The following is a 22,336-nucleotide window of genomic DNA, read 5'->3' on the forward strand; positions in this document are numbered from 1 at the left end:
GAGGAAGAGAGGGAATGGACAGAATCAGAGAAGCATCCGTCCCGCGCCCCCGCTAGCGTGGCCGGCATGGACCTCACCGCACCGCACGCAGCCGACAGCCACGACCTGATCCGGGTGCACGGCGCCCGGGAGAACAACCTCAAGGACGTCAGCGTCGAGATCCCCAAGCGGCGGCTGACAGTGTTCACCGGTGTCTCCGGCTCGGGCAAGAGCTCGCTGGTCTTCGACACGATCGCCGCCGAGTCGCAACGGCTGATCAACGAGACCTACAGCGCGTTCGTGCAAGGCTTCATGCAGACGCTGGCGCGGCCCGAGGTCGACGTCCTCGACGGGATCACCACCGCGATCATCGTCGACCAGCAGCGGATGGGCGCCGACCCGCGCTCCACGGTCGGCACCGCCACCGACGCCAACGCCATGCTGCGCATCCTCTTCAGCAGGCTCGGCCGGCCGCACATCGGCCCGCCCAAGGCGTACTCCTTCAACGTCGCCTCGGTCAGCGGTGCGGGCGCGATCACCGTGGAGCGGGGCGGGCAGACGGTGAAGGAGCGGCGCAGCTTCAGCATCACCGGCGGCATGTGCCCGCGCTGCGAGGGCCGGGGCTCGGTCACCGACATGGACCTCACCCAGCTCTACGACGAGAACAAGTCCCTCGCCGAGGGCGCGCTCTCCGTGCCCGGCTACAAGACGGGCGGCTGGAACTACCGGCTCTACACCGAGTCGGGCCTCTACCCCGCCGACAAGCCGATCCGCTCCTTCACCAAGAAGCAGCTGCACGACTTCCTGTACCGCGAGGCGACCAGGATGAAGATCGCGGGCATCAACATGACCTACGAGGGTCTGGTCCCGCGGATCCAGAAGTCGATGCTCTCCAAGGACCGGGAGGGGATGCAGCCGCACATCCGCGAGTTCGTGGACCGGGCGGTCACCTTCGCCACCTGTCCCGAGTGCGAGGGCACCCGGCTGAGCGAGGCGGCGCGGTCCTCGAAGATCGGGAAGATCAGTATCGCCGACGCGTGCGCGATGCAGATCAGCGACCTGGCCGAGTGGGTGGGCGGCCTGGACGAGCCGTCGGTGGCGCCGCTGCTCGGCTCGCTGCGGCACACGCTGGACTCGTTCGTGGAGATCGGCCTCGGTTATCTCTCGCTGGACCGCTCGGCCGGCACGCTGTCGGGCGGTGAGGCGCAGCGGGTGAAGATGATCCGGCACCTCGGCTCCTCGCTCACCGACGTCACCTACGTCTTCGACGAGCCCACCACCGGCCTGCACTCGCACGACATCCAGCGGATGAACGGGCTGCTGCTGCGGCTGCGGGACAAGGGCAACACGGTGCTGGTCGTGGAGCACAAGCCGGAGGTGATCGCGATCGCCGACCATGTCGTGGACCTCGGTCCCGGCGCCGGTACGGCGGGCGGCACCGTCTGCTTCGAGGGCACCGTCGAGGGGCTGCGCGGCGGCGACACCCTCACCGGCCGTCATCTGGACGACCGGGCCAAGCTCAAGGAGACGGTGCGCAAGGCGAGCGGCACACTGGAGATCCGCGGGGCCACGGCGCACAACCTGCGCAACGTCGACGTGGACGTGCCGCTCGGCGTGCTGTGTGTCGTCACCGGGGTCGCGGGTTCCGGCAAGAGCTCCCTGATCCACGGGTCGGTGCCCGCGGGCGCGGACGTGGTGTCGATCGACCAGAGCCCGATCCGCGGCTCCCGGCGCAGCAACCCGGCGACGTACACCGGGCTGCTCGACCCGATCCGCAAGGCCTTCGCCAAGGCCAACGGCGTCAAGCCGGCCCTGTTCAGCGCCAACTCCGAGGGCGCCTGCCCCACCTGCAACGGCGCCGGCGTGATCTACACCGACCTGGCGATCATGGCCGGGGTCGCCACGACCTGCGAGGAGTGCGACGGGAAGCGGTTCGACGCGTCGGTCCTGGAGTACCACCTCGGGGGCCGGGACATCAGCGAGGTCCTCGCCATGCCGGTCACGGAGGCGGCGGAGTTCTTCTCCACCGGTGAGGCGCGCACCCCGGCCGCCCACAAGATCCTCGAGCGGATGGCCGACGTGGGCCTGGGCTACCTGACGCTGGGCCAGCCGCTGACGACGCTGTCGGGCGGTGAACGGCAGCGGCTGAAGCTGGCCACGCGCATGGCGGACAAGGGCGGTGTCTACGTCCTGGACGAGCCGACCACCGGTCTTCACCTCGCCGACGTCGAGCAACTGCTGGGCCTGCTGGACCGGTTGGTCGACGCGGGCAAGTCGGTCATCGTCATCGAGCACCACCAGGCGGTCATGGCCCACGCCGACTGGATCATCGACCTCGGCCCCGGCGCCGGCCACGACGGCGGTCAGATCGTCTTCGAGGGCACCCCCGCCGACCTCGTCGCCGCCCGCTCGACGCTCACCGGCCGGCACCTGGCGGAGTACGTCGGAGCATAGGGCTCCGCCGGACCGGCGCCGGCAGCCCGCACACCGACCACGGGCGACGGCTGTCCGCGGGTCCGGAACGGCGTCCGGGCCCGCCCCGGTCCGGTCGGCACCGAGCATCGTGGCCGGGGCCGGGACGCGGCGGGGCTCGGCCGGGGCGCCCGCACTCGACGCCGACGAGTCCGATCGCCCGTCGAACGGCCGCCGCTCAGCGCCCGACCGCCCCCACCCACTCCTCCAGCACCGCGAAGTCGGCCACCGTCAGCCCGTACCGGTGGTCGACGCGGTGCAGGAGGGCCGGGCCTGGGTGATGGGCGGCGGTCCAGGCGCGGTCGGCCCCGGTCAGTTCGTCGTCCACCCAGATGAAGGGCCGTCCGGCCGCCCGGGCGACCAGGGTCCGGGTCTTCCAGTGCAGCGGCCCCGGCGGCGCATCCTCCTCGTCCGGCCACTCCACGACGGGCAGTGCGGGCAGGCCGAGCCAGGGGGCGAGAACGGCGTTGGCGTCGTCCATCCAGGTCGTGGCCCACACCAGCTCACAGCCCAGCGCGACGAGCCGGGCGCCCAGCGCGGGGTCGGCCCGGGTCAGCAACGGGTGCCCGGCGGCGGCCTCCACCGGCCCCGGGTAACGCGGATAGTCGAGGTCCGCCGCCCCGAACGGAATCAGCGGACCGTCGACATCGAGGAAGAGCAGCATCACCGTCCAGGATCAACCCTGGAACCCCTGCGCGGCGAGGATCTCGTCGATCCGTGCCCGGTGCGCCTTCTCCCAGTCGTCCAGGGTCTCCGCCGCCTCCTCGGCGAGCTTGGCCTGCGCTGCCCGGAGCACCTCCTCCGCGCGGGCGGACGGGACCACGACCACGCCCTCCTCGTCGGCCACCACCACGTCCGCCGCCTCGATCCGCACGCCCCCGCAGCGGACCGGGCGGCCCAGGGGACGGACCGCCTTCTTGGCGCCGGGGATCGGGACGACACCGCGGGCGAAGACAGGGAAGCCCAGCTCGCGGACCTCGGCGAGGTCGCGGATCAGGCCGTCGGCGACGAACGCCGCCACTCCGCGGCGCCGGGCGACCGCGCACACGTTGCCACCGGCCAGCGCATGGTCGAGGTCACCGGACTCGACCACGATCACCGAGCCGGGGGCGGCGCGGTGGATGGCCGCGTGCAGCATGAGGTTGTCGCCGGGCGAGCAGCTCACGGTGAACGCCGGTCCGGCGACCCGCGGGACGGGTCCCCACAGCGGCCGTATCCCGATGTCCATGACCTGCGCACGGCCGAGGAGGTCGGCGAGGGTGGTGGTGGGGGTGTCCCGGAAGGCGGTGAAGGCGTCGGTCTCCGTCATGACGGGCACGCTACCCGCGCGGCTCCCTCTCAGAACGGCGCCGCGGACCCCGCCGGACCGGGCGGCCAGGCCAGGGCGCGGGTCAGCTGGGGGGCGCGCCGTCGGCGGGAGGACAGGCCCAGGGAGGCGGTGGCCGCGGCCAGGGTCATGGCGTACGACTCCACGGCACGGCGGACGTTGGGGGCGTCCAGGCTCGCTCCGGTGACCAGGCGGTCGAGGTCGACGTAGGCCGAGCGGACCGTCTCGATCCAGCGGTACACCGGCCAGTCCTGCTGCCAGTTCCGGGTGAACCGCTCGGCCAGCCGGGTCTCCCAGCGGCGGAACATGCGGTCCCGGATCTCCGGCCGGGTCGGGGTGAGGTGCATGTGCCGGACCAGGTCGTACAGCGGGTCGCCGACGAGGGCCAGCTCCCAGTCGATGAGGGTGAGGGGAGGACCGTCGTCCCGGCGCACCAGGTTCCAGGGGTTGAGGTCGCCGTGCAGCAGGGCGGGGGCTCGGTCGGTGACGCGGTGCCGGGCGAGGATCTCGCGCAGCCGGGGGGCGTCGGGCAGGCCGAGGAAGCGGGCCAGTTGCTGGGACTCCTTGGGCAGTCCGGCGACCAGCGCCACGAGTTGCTCGCAGAGCCAGTCGTGGAAGCGGGGGCGGTCGGCCACGGGGTCGATCGGGGCGTAGTCGACGGCGGTCAGCGCGGCCAGCTGGTCGACCAGGCAGTCCGCCTCGTGCGGCAGCAGCCCGTGCACCGGGTGCTGGGGTCTGCGGCCGAGGTCGCGGGCGCCCTCGTAGGTGTGGACGGTGAAGCGGTCGCCCTGGTAGCGGTACGCGGGGTCGGTGGCGTGGCTCGTGCCCAGCGCCAGGACCCGGGGCGCGGCCACCGGCACCCCGGACCGCTCGATCGCCCGCAGGACGGCGTGCTCACTGAGGAAACTCGGCTCCCGCCGCAGTACGACGGTCGCCTCACGGCGGACGACCACGGGGAAGCGGGTGCCGGGGACGTGCAGCACGGTGGTGAGATGCGCGGCCCCCTTGAACACCCGCTCGGCGGGCGCGGCACCTTCCAGCAGCAGCGCGTCGACGACGGCGGAACGCGGAAACTCCGCATGCTCGGGCACCCGCCGATCCACGACCCAGCCGACCCCGCCCCGCTCGAACACCCCGGCAACCGCCGGCCCTGTGGACCGGGCAGCCACGCCGACGACGAAGGGACCGGCATCCCCGGCCGACACCCCGACGACCGAGGGACCGGCGAGCCCAGCAGCCACCCCCACGACCGAGGAGTCGGCCGGCCGGACAGAAGCCCCCACGACCGGGGAGCCGGCGGCCCCCGCAGACACCCCCACGCCCGAGGAGCCGACGACCCCGGAAGGCACCCCCACGACCGGGGAGCCGCCGGGCTCCGCAAGCACCCCCACGACCGGGGAGTCGGCGGGCTCCGCAAGCACCCCCACGACCGGGGAGTCGGCGGGCTCCGCAAGCACCCTCCCGACCGACAACGCGCCGGCACGGGCAGACACCCCCACGACCGGGGAGCCGGCGGCCCCCGCAGACACCCCCACGCCCGAGGAGCCGACGACCCCGGAAGGCACCCCCACGACCGGGGAGTCGGCGGGCTCCGCAAGCACCCTCCCGACCGACAACGCGCCGGCACGGGCAGACACCCCCACGACCGTCGAGCCGGCGGCCCCCGCAGACACCCCCACGCCCGAGGAGTCGGCCGGCCGGACAGAAGCCCCCACGACCGGGGAGCCGGCGGGCCCCTCAGACACCCCCACGCCCGAAGGGCCGACGACCCCGGAAGGCACCCCCACGACCGGGGAGCCGCCGCACCCCGCGGACACCCCCACGCCCGAGCGGCCGACGACCCCGGAAGGCACCCCCACGACCGTCGAGCCGCCGCACCCCGCGGACACCCCCACGGCCGAGGAGTCGACAGGCCCGCCAGAGACCCCCACCGGTGCCGCAGCCAGGAGCCCGCCGGGGGCCCCGGCCGGGGTGCTCACGGGTGCCCCGGTCGCCGTCCGCGCGGCGGAAGGCGTGGGCGGCTTGCCGGCACCCGCCGGCCCGCCCGGCACCCGCCGGCCCCGCCCTTCCGCGCGCGCACTCGCGGACACCCCCCGGCGGAACAGCACCCGCTCGATCTCCGGTTTCTCGGGGACGCGGCCCAGGCACAAGGGCTTGGCGGCGTGCTGGAAGGCCGTGTGGACGGCTGTCACCGCTCGGTCCAGGCTCGGGCGGTCGAAGGTCTCCTCCAGCCTGCGGGCCGCGCGGATCAGCTCGGCGTAGAGGGACTGCGCGTGCTCGAAGGCGACGTAGTGCCGCAGGTCCCTGGCCAGTCCGGCCACGGCGACGGGGCGCACCGCGCCGGCCCAGGCGTCGACGGCCTCGTCCCACTGGTGGGCCGGGTAGCGCATGCGCACCAGGTGGACGGCGAGGTCGTGCAACGGGTCGCCGTAACCCGCCAACTCCCAGTCCACGCAGTGCAGCGGCTCACCGGCGGCCGGGACCACCACATTGCCGCGGTGCAGGTCTCCGTGGAGCAGGCCGTACGGCCTGCGGGTCATCGCCGGCACCCGGTCGGCGAACCGCAGCAGCGCGTCCTCGGGCACGCCGAGCGCGACGAACAGCCCGCCGTAGCGGCTCCAGTTGGGCCGCCGGATCTGCCGGTCGGCGAGGTGGGCGAGGGTGCGCAGGAACCCCTGGGAGTCGGTGTGGTTGCTCGGCCGGCCGGGCGGCAGCGGCGGCAGCGCCGTCCCGCGCACCTGGACGACGGCGGCGAGCAGCTCGGCCAGCTCCTTCAGCAGGGGTCCGGAGACCGGTTTGCCGGGCCCGCACAGCTCCGCCAGGGAGGTGCCCTCCACATGGCTGTGCACGGCGAAGCCCTCGCCCTCGACCAGGCACTCGGGCACCCGGGGCAGAACCGCCCGCACCGCCCGCAGGATCTCCGGCTCGCTCGGCCAGGTGCGGATCACCACCGGCACCACGTCGTCCCGCCGCACCCGTACGGTCACCAGGGTGCCGGGCTCCCGGCCGAGCACCCGGGCCAGCGGCTCGGTCAGCGGCAGCACGTAGTCGGCGTGGTGGAAGCCGGCACTCGGCTCACCCGCCGCCACCGCACGGGCCAGGAACGCCTTCAGGACGGCGTCCGTCCGAACTCTGCCGGCGTGTCCCCCGGCCGCGGCACGGGGAACAGGCGGTGCGCCCACTGGCCGCTCCGGGGTCGATCGCGCGAAAAGGAAGGGCGGGAGACACGCTATTCCCGGCTCGTGGCCGGTACGACCGCACGGCACGGTCGAGCGGCCGGGCGGGTGGTCCGCCACTCGTCTGTGCCAGGCCCGCGGCCGTGGTCCGGCTCGTCGCCGTTCCCTGCGCGCGTGTACGCGTCTCTGCGTACGAGTACGCAGGATTCCGAGCGATGACTCGGACGTGTCGGCATGCTAGCCGACCACGCGCCCGCTCCGGAGCAACCTCAGCAACGGCTCCAACGACCGGACGACCCGCTCGGCACCGGCCGCACGCAGCAGCTTCGCCTTCGCCTCGTTACGCGCGTAACCCAGGAACGGAACGCCTGCCTCCAGCGCCGCGGCCAGGTCCGTCGCGGCGTCGCCGATCATCAGGGCGGCCGAGGGCGCGGCGCCCATCGCGCTCAGGGCGCGGCGCAGGCAGTGCGGGTGCGGCTTGAGGTGGTGCAGTTCCCCGGTGCGGCCGTACAGGTGCGGGGCGAAGCAGCCGGTGAGGCCGCGGGTGTCGAGATAGGTGCGGGCGGCCAGGGGCGAGTTGTTGGTGGTGACGGCCAGCCGGACGCCGACGGCCGACCATGTGCGGATCAGCGGGTCGGCGTAGGCGGTCGGCAGCGCGGAGGCGGCGGCCCGCAGCTCCTCCTGGGTGAGCCGCTCCTCCAGTCCGGCGACGAGGTCGCTGCCCGGGCGTCGGCGGCCGACGGCGCGCAGGACGACCTGCGGGTCCAGCGAGTCCCGTTCGGACGCGGTGAGCAGTCCGCGCAGGCCCTGCCGCTCCAGCCACTCCACCAGGTCCGCGGCGACCCGCTCCGCCTTGTGTCCGGCGAACAGCCGGCAGATCGGCCCGTCGAGGTCCCACAGCACGACCCGGGCCGGTGTGATCAGTTCCCGAAGCTTCTCGAACTCGTTCGCATCAGATGTCGCACCAGAAGTCGCATCAGAAGTCGCATCAGAGGTCACTAGGAGAGTGTCAGGTCCGTGGTGATGGTTTCCCAGAGGGCGTCGAACCACTTCTGCGATTGCTCCACGAATGCCGCGTCCCGCTGACCGGCCCGCTTCTCGAAGGAGAACAGCAGGGACTCGGAGCCGAGGGCGTCGTACATCTCCAGCGTTCCGGTGTCGGTGGGCTCCTCGCGGCGCGTGATCATGTAGTACGCGTACAGCGCCTCCGCCCCGTTGAGCAGGTACAGCTTCGCCGGCGGAGTGAACGGCAGCGCCCGGAAGGTGACGTGCACGTCGATGTCGTGGGTGCCGCGCAGGGCCTGGAGGTTGTACTGGAGCACCTGCCCCTGGGCGTTGCGCATCGCCAGCCAGCGCTGGTGGACGGCGTCGTCCTCCTCGCTCCCGGCGTCCACGGAGACCGGGAAGGCGAGGTTGATGTCCCGGGAGGGCAGCAGGATGCGGGCGTCGATCCGGTCGGGGCGCAGCCGGCCCTCGTGGATCAGCCGCAGCGGCTCGCCGAGGGCGGGCATCAGGCTCTGCGCGGTCAGGCAGACGGCGTCGATGCGCACGTGCGGGGCCGAGAAGGCCGCGGTCAGCCGGGGAGCCAGGGCCACCATGGTCGGCTGGGGCTTCTCCCGGGTGGGCTGCGGCTCGGCGACGCGCGGCGGGCTGCCCTTGCTGACGTTGCTGAGCAGCCCGTCCTCCTGCAGCACCCGCAGGGCCTGGCGCACGGCACCGCGCTCGACCCCGAACTCCTCGGCCAGCACGGCCTGGGTGGGCAGCCGCTCGCCACGCCGCAGTACGCCGGTGCGGATGCGTTCGCGCAGGGTGTCGGCGATCTGCCGGGGCGTGAGCCTGCTGCTGCCGTTCACTGCCACATGCTCCTGAGTCACGACCAAACGCTACAACTCTGATCCAGCTTTGGGGAGTTGCCGAGAAGTTGTTTATGGACTCTGACCAAGTGGGGACAACATAGACAGAGTTGGTCACCAACTTTGCCTAGTTGGTCACTCTTCTGAAGGGAGAACCACCGTGCCCGTTCTCGCTCTCTTCGTCGAACAGCTCGTCCAGTGGAGATACGGCGTCGCCGGCGCCGTCGGCCTGCTCCTGATCTCCGTCGGTTTCGAGACCAGGAGCCACAGGGCCCTCTCGGCCGGCGCGGTCCTGCTCGCCCTGCTCGTCGCGGGCCCGGCCCTGTGAATGGCAGCAAGTTGCCATCGGGGGTCGGTGCCGGGCCGGTCAGAGACCCAGGTGGACTGCGGCTCGGATGAGGTGGGCCCGAGTGGGAGCGTCAAGTTTTGCCCGCAGCCGGATCAGGTACGTCTCGACGGTGCTGGGGCTGATTCCCAGGCGCCGAGATGTCTGCTGGCTGGTGTGCCCCAGGGCTATGTGGCGAAGAACCTGCAGCTCGCGTGGGGATAGCCCGGCGTTGTCCGCCGGCCGCTCCATACGGTTGTGAGGGGAGACAACTGTCGCCATATCTTCCTCCGTTGACAAACGATCTCAGCCGACACCGGGCATAAAGAAATTCGCGCATTCCCCTCGACGACGGGACAGCGCCTGCGGCAGGGCGGCTCAGCCGCCCCAGGTGACGTCCCCCGCCCCGGCGGCCACGGTACGGGTCCGGCTCGTGCCGGCGGCTCGCTCGGACGCTGAGCCGCTGGTCGTGATGGTCAGCACCGTCGCGATCCCGCCGAAGGCGATGAGAACCGCTGCGGCAACCCGTGCGACACGTTCGACCATCACAGAATTCCTCTCAGAAGCGAATCAGCTGAAGGCTGTTTTCCTGGCTCTCCGCTTCGGCAAAACCTGCCGATGCCTCCACTCTGATCGACTGCCGGGCCTGAGGGAACGGATGGGAAGTGGACGGAACATGCAGTGGCATAAGCCGTCCACCCGTCGTCGGTTCATTTCCCGTCCCACCACGATTCCGGCACAAAAGCTGTGTTACCGGACACAACGGTGAAGCCCTGCAGGGCGGCGTGCTCGGCGACGGCCCGGCGGGAGAGCCGGAAGACGGCCTGCTCGGCGGTGGCCAGGTCGCAGGAGACGACGAAGAAGCCCAGCGTGGGCCCCCCGGGCGCATCGGGATGAGCCGCGACGTGCTCTATGCCATCGCCATTTTCCTTGAATGAAGCGAATATTCCTGCCGCATCGGAAGGCAGCACAGTAAAGGCCGGAGCTCTCAGGGGGACGTGAATGAGATACATGAATTCAGGGTTCGACCTCCACGTATAGCACGCAACCGCCCGAGCAGGCCTCTTCATGACAGGGCACAAACAGGTCAGCCGTGCACCGTGATCCTTCCTGCCATACAGTCGATCTGGAGCATGTACACGACTAACGCGACCAGGGGGAGGCCGCAAGTGCTCGAGGTCCTGGGACTGGACGCGGAGGCAGAAGCGATCTACCGGGCCATGCTCGGCCACCCACACGACGGAGTGACCGAGCTGGCGGCCCGGCTGCAGCTTTCGGAACAACGGATCCGCGCCGGCCTGGACCGGCTCAGCGAGCTGGTCCTGATCCGCCCCTCGGCTCAGGAAGGAGTCGGCTTCAGGACCGTCAGTCCGGAAACGGCCATGGAAGCCCTGCTGGCCCGCCAGCAGGCGGAGTTAGCCGCCCAGCACATGCGCGTGGAGGCCTCGCGTGCCGCCGCCGCCCAGCTGATCGCCGAGTGCTCCGCCCTGCGCCCGCGCACCGTCGACGAGGACTCCGAGCGGCTCATCGGTCCCGATGCCATCCGCGACAGGCTGGCACGACTGGCCGAGGAGACCCGACAGGAGATCGCGACATTCGCTCCGGGCGGCGCCCACTCGGCCGAGGACCTTCAGGCAAGCCGGGTCCCGAACGCGGCCCTTCTGGAGCGCGGCGTACGCATGCGGACCGTCTATCTGGCCAGCGTCCGCAGGCACCAGCCGACCCTGGACCATGTCACCTGGCTGAACGCGCACGGCGGACAGGTCCGCACCGCGCCCACGCTGCCCATCCGGATGATCATCTCCGACCGGAGGCAGGCCGTACTGCCCATCGACGCAGCCGACGCCCGGGCCGGAGCGGTCGTCCTGCACGGCGCCGGCACCGTCGCCGCCCTGTGCGCCCTGTTCGAAAGCGTATGGGGCAGCGCGCTTCCCCTGGGCACCGCGCCGAAACCCGGTACGAACGAGATGCCTCCCCAGGAACGCGCCGCGCTGAGGATGCTCGCCCAGGGCTACACCGACGAAGCGATCGCGAAGCGGCTGGGAGTCTCCCCCCGCACCGCTCGCCGTATCGCAGCCGACCTCATGGAACGTCTGGAAGCCCGCAGCCGCTTCGAGGCCGGGGTGCACGCCGTTCAGGACGGCTGGCTTCCCTCCTCGCGCTGAAAGCGCCTCAGCCGGAGGTGGGCTGAAGGCGGCAGTCGTCCCGGCCCTCTTCCATGAGCTGGGGCCGGCGTGCCGCCTTCGCCGCCACGACCGGGGCCAGCAGCCCTGTGACGAGGAATATCGCGGCCAGTCCCGCCCAGCCCGCCGAGCCGTGGGCGATCACGCCCACGGTCACCAGCAGCGGTCCGGCCGCCGCCTGCAGGCTGGAGCCGAGATGGAAGGTGGCCAGGTACTCCACGCGCGAGCGGGCAGGGGCGAGACCGAAGGACAGACTCCACTGGCCGGCGGACTGGAGCATCTCACCCCAGGTGAGCAGGACGATGCCGGCCAGGAGGACGAGGACCGCAGCGGGCGTGGAACCGACATGAGCCGCTGCGGCGAAACACCCGCAGCACAGCGCCAACGCCACGCTCGCCCTGCGCATCGCGCCCGCGCCTTCGCGAACCTTCTCGGTGCCCCTGGCGACCCGCACCTGGAGCAGCACCGCCAGCACGGTATTGACGACCAGCAGGCCTGCCACGACCCAGTCCGGCGCGCTCGTGCGCGTGGCGATCCACAGGGGCGCCCCCACGCTGAGCAGGGTCATGTGGAGCATGAGCACCGCGTTGATGCCGGAGGCGGCCGTGTACCAGCGGTCGCGCAGCGCCGGGAACCTCGGGCCGGTCGCGGCCGGCGGTACGTGTGCGGGCCGGCTGTCGTGGGGGGTGCGCAGCAGGGCCAGCAGCGTCGCGGACAGCAGGAACGAGAGCGCGTCGCCCAGCATGATGACGAGGAACGAGGTCCGCGTTCCCACCTGGACGGCGAGCGCGGCCAGCAGGGCGCCGCCGGTGTAGCCGACGTTGTACACGACCCGGAGTCTCGCCGCCATGCCGGTGCGGTGTTCCTCGCCGACGACCTGCTCCAGCAGGGCCTGGTTCAGCGGGCGCGCGGCCTGCTCGGACACGCCCAGCACAGTCGCGATGAGGAGGAAGGAGGCGAAGTCGTCCACGAAGACGTAGGCGGCGAATCCCACTGCGCTGCACAGATGGAGCGCCATCAGGACGACGCGCGGTGACCATCTGTCGGCGAGCTTGCCGAAGGGGACGGGCCCGAGCAGGCCGAGCAGGCCCGCGACCGAGAGACCGGTCCCGACCTGCGCGGTGCCCAGTCCGACGATCTTGGTGAAGAACAGCGCCGCACCCGCCAGGTAGAGGCCGGTACCGGTGGCGTCGACCAGCCCCACGGTCAGCAGGCTGGCACCACCCGGCATGGCCGCCGGGCGGTGCAGCCGGAACCCGGTCACGGTGCCGCCTCCTGGAACTGCGCGACCTCGACCCGCACGAGATCGTGGGCCCGTTCGGCACGGGCGACGGCCGCGCCGGTGTTCTCCCCGGTGCACAGCACGTAGCCCTGGCGGTCGGTGGACGAGGCGAGCGGTCCGAGTGTCTGTCCGGCCCCGAGGCGGCAGTCGAGGCGGACGACGCCCGGCGCGCTCTCGGCCTGAGGGATGCCGTCGACTCCGACGACGCTCACCTCCTCGTACGCGAAGAACCGGATCGCCGCCGCGGGCGCCGTCGGCCGGCGCTCGGGACGGGGCAGGCCCAGCAGGGCGGTGAACGTCTCCGTCATCAGGTCGGCTCCGCTGACGAGCTCGCACAGTTCCCAGATCTGGTCGCCACCGACCCTGGTCTGTGCCTCGACGATCCTCGGGCCGGAGGCGGTGAGGCGCAGCTCCGTGTGCACCGGGCCGTCCTTCTGATCGATGAGCGTCAGGAAGTCGGTGATCAGTTCCTCGATCGCGGTGCGGGACGCGTCGTCCAGCCGGGCGGGAATCCGGTGTCCCACCTCGACGAAACGGGGCAGCTGCGTGGTCTCCTTCTCGGTGACGGCCACGATCTCGTGCCGGCCGCCCAGTGACAGGGACTCCACGCTGAACTCCGGGCCCACCAGGAACTCCTCGGCGAGGACCGGCCCCTGGGTGGCGCGGCGGGTGAACTCCCAGCGCTCCTGCAGCTGCAGCTCCGTCTCGGCCAGGCAGACGCCCTCGCTGAGCCCGCCGTCCCTCGGCTTCAGCACCACGGGGGCCGGACCGAGTTCACGCATGAACCGGCGTGCGTCCTCGACGTTCTCGCACAGCCGGTGCCGTACGGGGCTCAGGCCGTGCCGGTCCAGCAGCTCACGGCACTTCGACTTGTCCCGGGTCAGTTCCACCGCTCTCAGGTTGTCCCCGGGGATGCCCAGGGCACGGGCACACTGTGAGGCCGGGTACAGCCCGTACTCCGTGAAGGACGCGACGGCGTCGAACGGATCGGCCGAGTGCCAGTCCCTCGCCAGGGCCAGCACCTCGTCCAGCTCCCGGTAGTCCATGACGGCGTAGCGTGCCGCGCGGGCCCGGTGATGCGCGCTCGCCCTCTCCGGCAGCTGCATCATGGAGTACCGGACACCGAGCCCGTCCAGCTTGTCGAGTTCGCTCCCGGGGCCGCCGACCAGCAACACGTGCTTCTGCGTCACCGCTGTCCCGCTCCCCCGTCCGATGTGCTGCGGCTTGCCGTCCATCAGGGCCTCAGCCGGGAGAGATCGATGTTCATACGGGTCGCCAAGGACCGCGCGCGCATGAGGACGACGTCGACGAGTTCGGGGTGGGTCCGCCTGACTTCGTCCTGGTTCAGGAGCAGGCTCAGCAGTTCGGTCATGCGCTGGCGCATGTGCGTCTGCAGGTTCGACTCGTCGAGGCACTTGCGGCCCAGACCGATCGAGTCGGTCAGCAGCTCGATCCGGTGGTACCAGTTGGCCGGCAGGTAGAGGACGTCACCGGGTTTGATCACACACCGCATGAGACGGGTACCGGGAGCGTCGGACAGTTTCTGCCAGTCCGCCTCGGTGGTGCCGTGCAGCTCGGCCTCGGGCCCCATGACGTACCAGAGCTTCTCGCCGACGATCTGCGCGTGCATCACGTCGACGGAGTAGGAGTCCTGGTGCAGGCGGGTGACTCCGCCCTTCTGGCCGAGCCACAGCTGGTGGTTGGTGGACGCGGTCTCCCCGTACAGATTCCTGCGGAAGTCGTACTGGGCGATGTCCATCTCCGGCATGTCCGCCGCGAGTTCGGGAGCGGTCGTCTGGTAGTACCACTCCTGGAGGTAGATCGGGGCCGTGTCGGCGTCCCGGTGGTCGTGCAGCATTCGGACGAACTCGGCGAGGGTCGCCTCGCGGGCCGCCTTGGTGTTGTAGCTGTCGACGACCACCCGCACCGAGCCGCACCGCTCCGCCAGGTGGTCGAAGGACCAGGTCTTGACCGACGGCCAGTCGGCGACGTGGTCCTCCAGCACCACGGGCCGCATCCGGTGCCGGTATTCGCTCTCGAATTCCTCTGCGGTCAGACCGCTGCGCCGCTCCACGGACGGCGCGGACTCGAGCGCCTCGGCGAGCGGTCCGGCGTGGAAAGCGCGCTCCACCGCCGTCAAGCTGTCCAGATCGTGGCGCCGCAGGATGTTGGGTTCCGTGTGCACGAGTGCTCCTCTGGTCGGCTTCAGCTGCTGCTGTCGGCAAGGAAGGTGCGGAGCGTCCTCAGCAGGGTGTGGCGCGGCTCCTGCAGCTCGGGCAGCCGGCGGTGCAGGAAGTGGTCGCCGTCGATCCACATCACCTGCTGTGACCTGGCTTTCCGGGCATGGGAGAGGTAGCCGTCGACGACGGCCGCGGGCACCACCTGGTCGCTTCGGGCACCGACGATCAGCAGATCGCCGGTGAACTCGCCGATGCCCGCGTAGGCCGGCGAATCGGCGTACCGGCCGGGGCGGGAGAGGCTTCCGTCGAAGGGGAGATCGGCTGCATGTTCGGGGTAGGCCGCCGGGCAGAACAGCACCAGGGCCCGTGGGTCGAGGACGGGCACGGTACTGGCGGCGAGGTGCGCGCCCATGCTGGTCCCCATCACGACGGGGCGCACGTCTTCGGCCAGCAGCCGTGCCGCCGCCAGGGACTCTGCCCGGCGCCGCCGCAGGGTCGATTCCTGCAGGACGCCTGTGCTCTCCCCGTTGCCCGAGAACTCGAAGGTCACCGACGAGTGCCCGTGCGCCGCCAGGTCGTCCAGCAGATAGCGGACGCCGTGCCGGGTCGCGGTGGGGCCGAGGCCGTGCAGATGGATGACGCTGGGCGCGGAGCCGTCGGCCGCGTACACCGTGGACGCGGCCAGCCGGTGTTCAGCGACGTCGAAGAAGACGTCCTCGACGCGCGGGCGGAAGCCGTCGGCGTCCTCCTGTCGCGGCAGCCCGCCACCCGCCGTCGCCGCCTGTTCGGTCCGGGTCATGCCGACGCCCCCGTCGCGGCGGTGGTCAGGGCGAACCGCTCTGCCCGCAGGGCGGGCCACTCGTCGCGCAGGATGCTGTAGTACACGACATCGCGGCGGCGGCCGCCCGGCATGTAGTTGAAGCTGCGCAGGACACCCTCCTCGTGGGCACCCAGCCCGGTGAGGCCCTTGCGCGCCACGGTGTTGAGCACATCCGTCTTGAACTCGACGCGCTCGCAGTCGAGAACGTCGAAGGCATGGTCCAGGAGGGCGAGCTTGGCGGCCCGGTTGACCCCGCTGCCGCGCAGGGCGGTGGCCACCCACGACCAGCCGATCTCCAGCCTCCGGTCCGCCTCGGCCAGGTTGCCGTACGCACTGCTGCCGGCGATCTGCCCGGTCTGCCGGTCGACGATGGCGAACACGTTGCGTACGCCGGTGAGCGTGTCCTTGATCGCTGTCTCCATGAAGGCGTCGAGGTCGTCCGGTGTCTCGATCCTGGTCACGAAGTGGCGCCAGATCGCCTCGTCGTACACGATGCGCTCGAACTGGGAGCGGTCCGTGACACGGATACGGCGCAGTTCGACCCTTTCGTTGGTGAGGACGGTGTCCGGCAGGTTGTCCCAGCTCATGCAGTGCTCCTTCGGGTGCTCGCAGTGCCCACTGCGGGGCGTGTTCAAGGCCGGTTCGCAGCGACGACCCGGGGGCGGTCGGCGGTCGGCTCGGTCCCGGGGCTGTGGCGCCCTCGGTAGAGACGCGACAGCTCCGGTTCGTACCGCTCGTGTATGACCCGTCGCTTCGGCTTGAACTGGCCGGTCAGCAGGCCGTTCTCGGCAGAGAAGGACGCCGGTGCCACCACGAGGGCGTGGACGCGCTGCTCCGGCAGGAGTTCCTTGTTGAGCGCGGCCACGTGACGGCTCAGCGCGCCGTCGCTCACCGCGGTACCCGCCGGTGAGACCACGGCGGAGAGGAACTTCTCGCCTGCGCCGAACAGGACGCAGTGCTGGACCCCGGGGAGCGTGCGCAGCCGCTCCTCGATCGGCGGGGCCAGCACGTTGTAGCCGCTGCTGAGGGTGATGACGTCGTCGACCCGGCCGTGGATGAAGAGGTAGCCGTCCTCATCGAGGTGGCCGATGTCGTGCGTCCTCACCTCTCCGGTGGCCAGGAACATCTTCTCGTTGGCCCCGGGGCCGCACCAGGTGTAGCGGTGGTTGACGGGATGCCGGCTGCCGACGATCAGGATCCCGTCCCGGTCGAAACGGACGGTCTTGTTCGGGAGAACCTTGCCGACGCTTCCCAGACGGAAGGCGTCCGGGTGGTTCTTGGCCACGATGCAGGTCTCGTTGAGGCCGTAGCCCTCGTACAGCGGCACCCCGGCACCGTTGAAGAACTCCAGCGTCGCGCGGCTCGCCGGTGCGGACCCGGTCCACAGATAGCGGACCCGGCCGCCGAACTCGGCCGCGACGGTCTCCCGCCACCGGTCCGCATCGGCCGGCCGGTCCCCGGCCTCCAGGCGGGCCCGCACCTCCTCGTAGAAGCCGGGAACGCCCATGACGACCGTGGGCCGCGTACGCCGTGCCATGTCGAGCGCGTCGACCTTGCGGGCGAGCGTCACGTCATGGCCGTGGACGAGTGCGGAATAGATCCAATAGCGCTGCTGGAGCAGGTAGTTGCCGAGGAAGACGAGCAGATTGTCCCCCTCGCCGTGGGCGAACATCCGCTGCACCTCGTGCAGGGAGCTGTTGACGCTGGCGACCGTGGCCTCGAGGCCCTTGGGGGCGCCGGTGCTGCCCGAGGTGAACTTGACCGCCAGGACGTCCGCGGGGTCGTACCCCCCGTGCCAGTCCGGTTCCGGCACCGCAGCGGCGTCCTGCGCCCAGGCCGTGACGGACTCGATGTCGTGCACGGGGCCTTCGACGGAAGCGTCGTCGGTGAAGAGCACCGTCAGGTCGTAGTCCTTGACGACCTGCCCGGGTTCGAAACAGCCGGGTTCGAAGCCGGCGGTGACGGCGCCGAGTTTGATGGCGGCGAGGTCGAGCAGGACCCACTCGATGCTGTTGGGCGCGAGGATCCCGACACGGTCGCGCGGCCTGACCCCCAGGGCGTGCAGGTGCCGTGCCACGCCCCTCGCCCGGGCGTCCAGGTCGGCCAGGGGCAGGGAGCGCACCTCGTCGCCGACGCGGTAGTGGATGCGGTGCCGGCTGTCGGTGCAGGCCGTGAGCGCCAGCGTGTTGACGACGTCGACGACGGGCGTGCCCTCGTGGTCCTCTCCTGCGAACAAGGCGGCCATCAGTGTTCTTCCTCCTCGCCGGCCTGCTTGGCGTCGTCGCCGGGGAAGAACACGGTGTCGGCGAGCGAGACCTCCGTGCCGGCCGGGACCAGTTCGACGGTGGAGGGCCAGGTGGCCGGGCCCTCCAGGCCCAGCGCGGACGACAGCCTCTGCCCGAACCGGGGCATGACCGGAACCGCGCACCGAGCCAGCAGCCGTGCCGCCGCGAGCTCCAGCGCGACGGCGGTGCGCGTCTCGTCCGCCCACTGGCCGAGACCGGCCACCTGGCGCTCGCGATCGGCGAACGCGACGGTGTCCCGCACGATGCCGTCGAGTTCCTCCGCGGCCCGGTTCAGCGAGAAGTCGTCCTGGCCCAGGCTCCGGGTGATCGCGGCCAGCCTGGTGCCGAGACGGCCGAGGAAGGCGGTGTGCTCCGGCGTCCACACCCCGGCGTCGGGGACGTGCCCGGCGTAGTGCGCGTCGAGGCGGGTACCGAGGTCGGTCAGCCACTTCTGCCAGGTGCCGATCAGAGTGTCCTGCAGTACCGCCTGGTACGCCGTGGGGGCGAAGTTGGTGCGCCGGGTCTCGGGGCGGGTGCGGGCGAGGTGGAAACGGACGGCGTCGACGCTGTCGGCGTCGAGGATGTCCCGGCCCCAGATCGCGTGCCGTCGGCTGGTGGAGAACTTCTGGTGCTCCAGCAGGTAGAACTCGTTGACGTGGTAGTCGATGTCCGGTTCCCAGTCGGGGAAGGCCAGCTTGTACAGGACGGGGTACAGCAGTGAGTGGTAGAAGCTGTTGTCGTACCCGAAGAAGTGCACGATCTTCCAGTCCTGCTGGGGCGCTTCGGCCTGCCAGTCACGGCCCTGGGCCCGGCCCAGTGCCTCGATGCCGTGCAGGAATCCGTACGCCATTTCCGGCCAGACCCAGATGACCTGTCCCTCCGTCGCGGACTCCCGGGGCTGTACGCCCCAGTCCGACGGGTGGGTCAGGGGCAGGTCGAGCGGCGAGCGGGAGAACACGCGGTGGGCCAGTTCCCGCAGTCGGGCCGGTACCCGTCCCAGGCGGTGGTGGGCGGCGACCGCGTCCTGGAACTCGTGGAGGGGCAGGCAGTGGCGGGCGCTGGTGCCGTGCCGGGGCGGCTCCTGCGAGCTGCGGGTGCGCGGGTCGGTGAGGTCCGCGCACAGGTTGGGCTCGCCGCACTCCTCACAGATGTTGCCGCTGGTCTGTTCGCCGCAACCGGGGCAACCGCCGAAGACGGCGGCCTCGTAGAGGTAGTCGCCGGTCCGGGCGTCGAAGAGCGCGGGGGTGCTGCGCACGTCCACGGCCCCGGACGCGGCCAGGCGGGAGAAGAACGCCCGCAGGCCCTCCGGGTAGGCGGCGTCGGCACCGGTGACCGTGTACTGGTCGGGCCGCACGTCCATCGACGCGAGCGTCGCGGCGATCTCCGCGGAGAAGTGCGCGGCCGTCTCGGCCGGCGTGCGGCCGTCGGACCGTGCGCGGTCGGCCACGTAGCTCTGGTAGTCGTCGCTGCCGGTCAGGTGCCAGGCCTCGACGCCGTTCATCCGCTGGAAGCGGACGAACGCGTCGGCCCCCAGGTAGGGGCCGGAGAGGTGCCCGAGGTGAAGGTCGCCGTTGGGGGTCGGCGGAGTGGAGAAGACGAACACCGGCCGCTTCCCGAACCGGCGGCGATCGGCCGGCGCCGCGTCGGCCTGTTCGGCCGCGCGGGCGGGGTCGCGCCAGTACAGGTCGAAGAAGACGAGGTCTTCCGTGCCGGTGTTCTCGATGACATGTGTCTCGAACGGCTCGAAGACCGCGACCGTGCCGGTGGCGACCGGGGTGCGCTCCCCGTCCACCACGACTTCGCCCGTGCCCTGCACGATGACGAAGACCTCCGTCTCGTCGTGCTGGTGGGCGTCGCTGCGGGCGCCGGGGACGATCCGTCCCCAGCCTGCTCCGGGACCGATTCCCGGGACCGAGGCCATGTCGATGCCGAAGGCTGCGGACAGCTCCGTCGGGGTGAAGCGGCTTGTTTTCACGCTGCGTTCCTTTGTACCGGGGTGAGGTCCAGCAGGCCGACGGCCTCGGCGGCGATCGCGGGTGCCAGTCGGTACCCGGATCCGCCCGCGGCACCGGCGAAGACGATGCGGCCGCCGTCCAGTGCCCGCACGAGAGGCTCCAGGGTGGGGCTGTAGGCGTCACAGAAGACCCGGCCCGACGTGGCGTGCTCGACCAGGGCCGGCGCGTAGGCGGCCAGGAGGGCGCGCGCCTCGTCCAGGTGGGCGGCCGAGATGCCGTCCGTGAGGTGGTCGGGGTCCACGTCCCACTCGCGGCAGGTGTAGCTGAACAGCCAGTGGCCCCGGTGCCGCAGCGGCAGGAGGAAGGCGTCCTCGTCCTCGAGGACGACGGCGCCGTCGTGTTCCGCGGGCCGCCGGTCGATGTGCAGCGCGACGATCTTCTTGACGCGGGCGCCCAGCGGTGCCACCAGCGTCCGCCACGCCGGATCGGCGAGCCACGGTCCCGGCGCGAGCACCGTCTGCGACGCCGTCAGCCTGCGGCCGGTCGACAGGGTCAGCGTCACGCCTCGCGGGCCCGGCTCGACCGAGGTGACTCTGGTTCCCTCCAGGAAACGGACGTGGGGCCGGAGCCTGTGCGTCAGGGCCTCCGCCAGCGCGCCGACATCGGCGTACTGACAGCCGCGGCCCCGCCACACCCGGGTGCTGGCCGGTACCTCGACCAGCCCTCCCGGCACCTCTGCCGCCCGGGTCAGTCCGGCGGTGGTGAGGTAGGCGCGCTCCACGTGGGCCGCGTCCGCCGAGAGCACGTGCATGTCGAGCGGGTGGACGGGAAGAAGCGGGTCGCCGGCCACGAGGTCCGCGTAGCAGGACTGGCTGAAGTCCGTCATGGCGCGCAGCCGCTCGGTGGCCCCTCGGGGGAAGTGCAGTCCGGCCGACCGTCGGCTGGCACCCGACGCCACGACGTCCCGGTCGACCACCACCACGCGCGCACCAGGTGCTTCGGCGAGGATGGTGCGGGCCACGAGACACCCGATGATGCCTCCGCCCACCACGGTGATGTCGGCGTCGGTCATCGGAGGGCTCCCGGCAGCAGGGGAGACCGGTCCTCCTTGGCGGACCACTCCATGAAGGAGCCCAGCGGCTCGTCGCTGCGGACTTTGCGCATGCGGTCGGCGATGCGCCGGCTCCGCCAGGCGATGAGACTCAGATTGCGGTCCGCCAGACCGCGTTGGTGGGGTGCGGCGTTGTGCACGAAGATGTTCCGGTCGGTCGGGCCGTCCCAGCGCACGGCGAAGCTGTCGTCGATGCTGAGTTCGTCGCGCTCGCGCTCCAGGCGGTGAGCGATGGGCTCGAGGAACTTCATCGCGGCAGGGCGGAAGCCGGTCGCCCAGACGACGACGTCGGTCTCGAGGCTCGTGACCCGGCCCCCGTGATCGCTGTTGCGGAGGTCCACGCACCAGTCGCCGGTGGCGCCGCGGCCGACGCGGACCACCTCGCTGTGGGGGTGGAGCGCGACGAGGTCCGGCCCCTCCTCCAGGAAGCGCTGCACATAGACGCGCTGGTAGATCTGGCGCAGCGTCGCCTCGGATATGCCGTCGCTGGTCAGGACGTGGGCCTCGTTGAGCTGTCCGCGCGTCTCGCTGCTGAGCCGCGCGAAGTAGTCCGAGTAGCTCGGGGTGTAGAAGTCGTTGGTGAACGGCGAGTCGTCCATCGGGAAGTAGTTGCGACGGCGCGTGACCCAGGTCACTCGGCGCGGCCGCTCGGCGACCGGCCGTGAGATGAGGTCGAGGAACGCCTCGGCTCCTGACTGGCCGCCGCCCACCACGCACACGCGCCGGCCGGCGAGGTCGCTCGCCTTCGTGACGAAGTCGCTGACGTGGAAGTGATCGTCACCCGGCAGGTCCCTCGCCACGTCCGGGTACCAGGGGGCGGTGCCGACACCGATCGAGAGGTTGTCGGCGGTCAGGGTGCGGCGATCCGTCCGCACCACGAAGGTGGTGTCGAAGTCGACGGAGAGGACCCGCTCGCCGAACACGACGTTCTCGTTCTGCTCGGCGGCCCAGGTCAGGTAGTTGCGGAACTCCTGCCGCGGCATGGCGTCGAACTGCGCGTTGATGAAGTGGTACATCTTGCCTTGCGCATGCAGATACGCCAGGAACGAGAACCTGTTGGTGGGGTCCGCCAGGCTCACCAGGTCCTTCAGCATCGACACCTGGAGCGTGGTGTCCGGCATCTGCTGCCCGTCGTGCCAGCTGAACGACGTCTTCCGGTCCAGAAACAGGTTCGGCACCGTGGTGTCGCCGTGCAGGAGGGAGGCGAGGCTCAGATTCGCCGGACCGACGCCGACGCCGACGCAGCCGTAATGCTGCCCGCCCCTTTTTTCGCTCATGCGAATTACCCCCTGGATCCGGATGCGCTGCCGTGTCGATCTTTCGTCGCACGTCACTTTTCAACCAGTCGGAGATCTTCACGACTTGACGTGCGACCGGATGTGCGGTAC

Annotated in this window: 20 protein-coding genes; 3 read left to right on the top strand and 17 right to left on the bottom strand. The window is 71.1% G+C overall.

The annotated features are described in order from the left end of the window. The first annotated feature begins 66 nt into the window (after nucleotides 1–66). Nucleotides 67–2,433 carry an ATP-binding cassette domain-containing protein gene (locus ACIHEJ_RS20055; RefSeq protein ID WP_400137256.1) on the top strand — a complete coding sequence of 789 codons (2,367 nt, stop codon included), beginning with the start codon at nucleotides 67–69 and terminating at the stop codon, nucleotides 2,431–2,433. Between the two features lie 196 nt (nucleotides 2,434–2,629). On the opposite strand, the gene ACIHEJ_RS20060 is transcribed toward ACIHEJ_RS20055, so the two are convergent. The 5 genes from ACIHEJ_RS20060 to ACIHEJ_RS20080 all read right to left on the bottom strand — a co-directional run bounded on the left by ACIHEJ_RS20060 (nucleotide 2,630) and on the right by ACIHEJ_RS20080 (nucleotide 8,834). Next, nucleotides 2,630–3,115, bottom strand: coding sequence for a hypothetical protein (locus ACIHEJ_RS20060; RefSeq protein WP_400137259.1), 486 nt, complete (start codon nucleotides 3,113–3,115; stop codon nucleotides 2,630–2,632). Between the two features lie 12 nt (nucleotides 3,116–3,127). Beyond that, nucleotides 3,128–3,760, bottom strand: a complete 633-nt coding sequence (locus ACIHEJ_RS20065; RefSeq protein WP_400137262.1) for an RraA family protein — start codon at nucleotides 3,758–3,760, stop codon at nucleotides 3,128–3,130. A 29-nt stretch (nucleotides 3,761–3,789) separates the two neighbouring features. Continuing rightward, nucleotides 3,790–6,960, bottom strand: coding sequence for a phosphotransferase (locus ACIHEJ_RS20070; protein WP_400137264.1), 3,171 nt, complete (start codon nucleotides 6,958–6,960; stop codon nucleotides 3,790–3,792). Between the two features lie 231 nt (nucleotides 6,961–7,191). Continuing rightward, complete coding sequence (locus ACIHEJ_RS20075; RefSeq protein ID WP_400137266.1) at nucleotides 7,192–7,953, bottom strand: HAD family hydrolase; 762 nt, start codon at nucleotides 7,951–7,953, stop codon at nucleotides 7,192–7,194. Beyond that, complete coding sequence (locus ACIHEJ_RS20080) at nucleotides 7,953–8,834, bottom strand: GntR family transcriptional regulator (protein WP_400137269.1); 882 nt, start codon at nucleotides 8,832–8,834, stop codon at nucleotides 7,953–7,955. The genes ACIHEJ_RS20075 and ACIHEJ_RS20080 overlap by 1 nt, the downstream gene beginning before the upstream one ends. Nucleotides 8,835–8,967: 133 nt before the next feature. Between ACIHEJ_RS20080 and ACIHEJ_RS20085 the strand changes: the two genes are divergently transcribed. After that, nucleotides 8,968–9,135 carry a hypothetical protein gene (locus ACIHEJ_RS20085; protein WP_400137272.1) on the top strand — a complete coding sequence of 56 codons (168 nt, stop codon included), beginning with the start codon at nucleotides 8,968–8,970 and terminating at the stop codon, nucleotides 9,133–9,135. Between the two features lie 39 nt (nucleotides 9,136–9,174). On the opposite strand, the gene ACIHEJ_RS20090 is transcribed toward ACIHEJ_RS20085, so the two are convergent. The 3 genes from ACIHEJ_RS20090 to ACIHEJ_RS20100 form a co-directional block, all read right to left on the bottom strand. Then, nucleotides 9,175–9,414 carry a response regulator transcription factor gene (locus ACIHEJ_RS20090; protein ID WP_400137274.1) on the bottom strand — a complete coding sequence of 80 codons (240 nt, stop codon included), beginning with the start codon at nucleotides 9,412–9,414 and terminating at the stop codon, nucleotides 9,175–9,177. Between the two features lie 96 nt (nucleotides 9,415–9,510). Beyond that, nucleotides 9,511–9,678, bottom strand: coding sequence for a hypothetical protein (locus ACIHEJ_RS20095; RefSeq protein ID WP_400137277.1), 168 nt, complete (start codon nucleotides 9,676–9,678; stop codon nucleotides 9,511–9,513). Between the two features lie 164 nt (nucleotides 9,679–9,842). Continuing rightward, nucleotides 9,843–10,145, bottom strand: coding sequence for a hypothetical protein (locus tag ACIHEJ_RS20100; protein ID WP_400137279.1), 303 nt, complete (start codon nucleotides 10,143–10,145; stop codon nucleotides 9,843–9,845). A 156-nt stretch (nucleotides 10,146–10,301) separates the two neighbouring features. Here ACIHEJ_RS20100 and ACIHEJ_RS20105 point away from each other — a divergent pair, with 156 nt between their 5' ends. Then, nucleotides 10,302–11,297 (top strand): LuxR C-terminal-related transcriptional regulator, encoded by a 996-nt coding sequence (locus ACIHEJ_RS20105; RefSeq protein WP_400137282.1) that lies wholly within the window; start codon nucleotides 10,302–10,304, stop codon nucleotides 11,295–11,297. A 7-nt stretch (nucleotides 11,298–11,304) separates the two neighbouring features. Here ACIHEJ_RS20105 and ACIHEJ_RS20110 read toward each other — a convergent pair whose 3' ends face one another. The 9 genes from ACIHEJ_RS20110 to ACIHEJ_RS20150 are packed head-to-tail and all read right to left on the bottom strand — an operon-like array spanning nucleotide 11,305 to nucleotide 22,225. Beyond that, a complete protein-coding gene (locus ACIHEJ_RS20110) occupies nucleotides 11,305–12,579 on the bottom strand; it encodes an MFS transporter (RefSeq protein WP_400137285.1) in 1,275 nt (424 codons plus the stop codon). Next, nucleotides 12,576–13,787, bottom strand: a complete 1,212-nt coding sequence (locus tag ACIHEJ_RS20115; protein WP_400137288.1) for an ATP-grasp domain-containing protein — start codon at nucleotides 13,785–13,787, stop codon at nucleotides 12,576–12,578. Before ACIHEJ_RS20115 ends, ACIHEJ_RS20110 begins: the two co-directional genes overlap by 4 nt. A gap of 44 nt (nucleotides 13,788–13,831) precedes the next feature. Continuing rightward, entirely contained in the window at nucleotides 13,832–14,782 is a 951-nt protein-coding gene (locus ACIHEJ_RS20120) for a cupin-like domain-containing protein (RefSeq protein WP_400137291.1), read from the bottom strand. A 20-nt stretch (nucleotides 14,783–14,802) separates the two neighbouring features. Continuing rightward, nucleotides 14,803–15,576 (bottom strand): alpha/beta hydrolase, encoded by a 774-nt coding sequence (locus tag ACIHEJ_RS20125; RefSeq protein ID WP_400137294.1) that lies wholly within the window; start codon nucleotides 15,574–15,576, stop codon nucleotides 14,803–14,805. Next, a complete protein-coding gene (locus ACIHEJ_RS20130) occupies nucleotides 15,573–16,184 on the bottom strand; it encodes a GNAT family N-acetyltransferase (RefSeq protein ID WP_400137297.1) in 612 nt (203 codons plus the stop codon). Before ACIHEJ_RS20130 ends, ACIHEJ_RS20125 begins: the two co-directional genes overlap by 4 nt. A 44-nt stretch (nucleotides 16,185–16,228) precedes the next feature. After that, nucleotides 16,229–17,842, bottom strand: a complete 1,614-nt coding sequence (locus ACIHEJ_RS20135) for an AMP-binding protein (protein WP_400137300.1) — start codon at nucleotides 17,840–17,842, stop codon at nucleotides 16,229–16,231. Next, nucleotides 17,842–19,857: a class I tRNA ligase family protein gene (locus ACIHEJ_RS20140; protein WP_400137303.1), complete on the bottom strand. Its 2,016-nt coding sequence runs from the start codon at nucleotides 19,855–19,857 to the stop codon at nucleotides 17,842–17,844. Before ACIHEJ_RS20140 ends, ACIHEJ_RS20135 begins: the two co-directional genes overlap by 1 nt. Continuing rightward, entirely contained in the window at nucleotides 19,854–20,909 is a 1,056-nt protein-coding gene (locus ACIHEJ_RS20145; RefSeq protein WP_400137306.1) for an FAD-dependent oxidoreductase, read from the bottom strand. Before ACIHEJ_RS20145 ends, ACIHEJ_RS20140 begins: the two co-directional genes overlap by 4 nt. Continuing rightward, complete coding sequence (locus tag ACIHEJ_RS20150; protein ID WP_400137308.1) at nucleotides 20,906–22,225, bottom strand: lysine N(6)-hydroxylase/L-ornithine N(5)-oxygenase family protein; 1,320 nt, start codon at nucleotides 22,223–22,225, stop codon at nucleotides 20,906–20,908. The genes ACIHEJ_RS20145 and ACIHEJ_RS20150 overlap by 4 nt, the downstream gene beginning before the upstream one ends. Nucleotides 22,226–22,336 lie beyond the last annotated feature (111 nt).

The sequence above is a fragment of the Streptomyces sp. NPDC052301 genome (assembly GCF_044593395.1).
Lineage (GTDB): Bacteria > Actinomycetota > Actinomycetes > Streptomycetales > Streptomycetaceae > Streptomyces.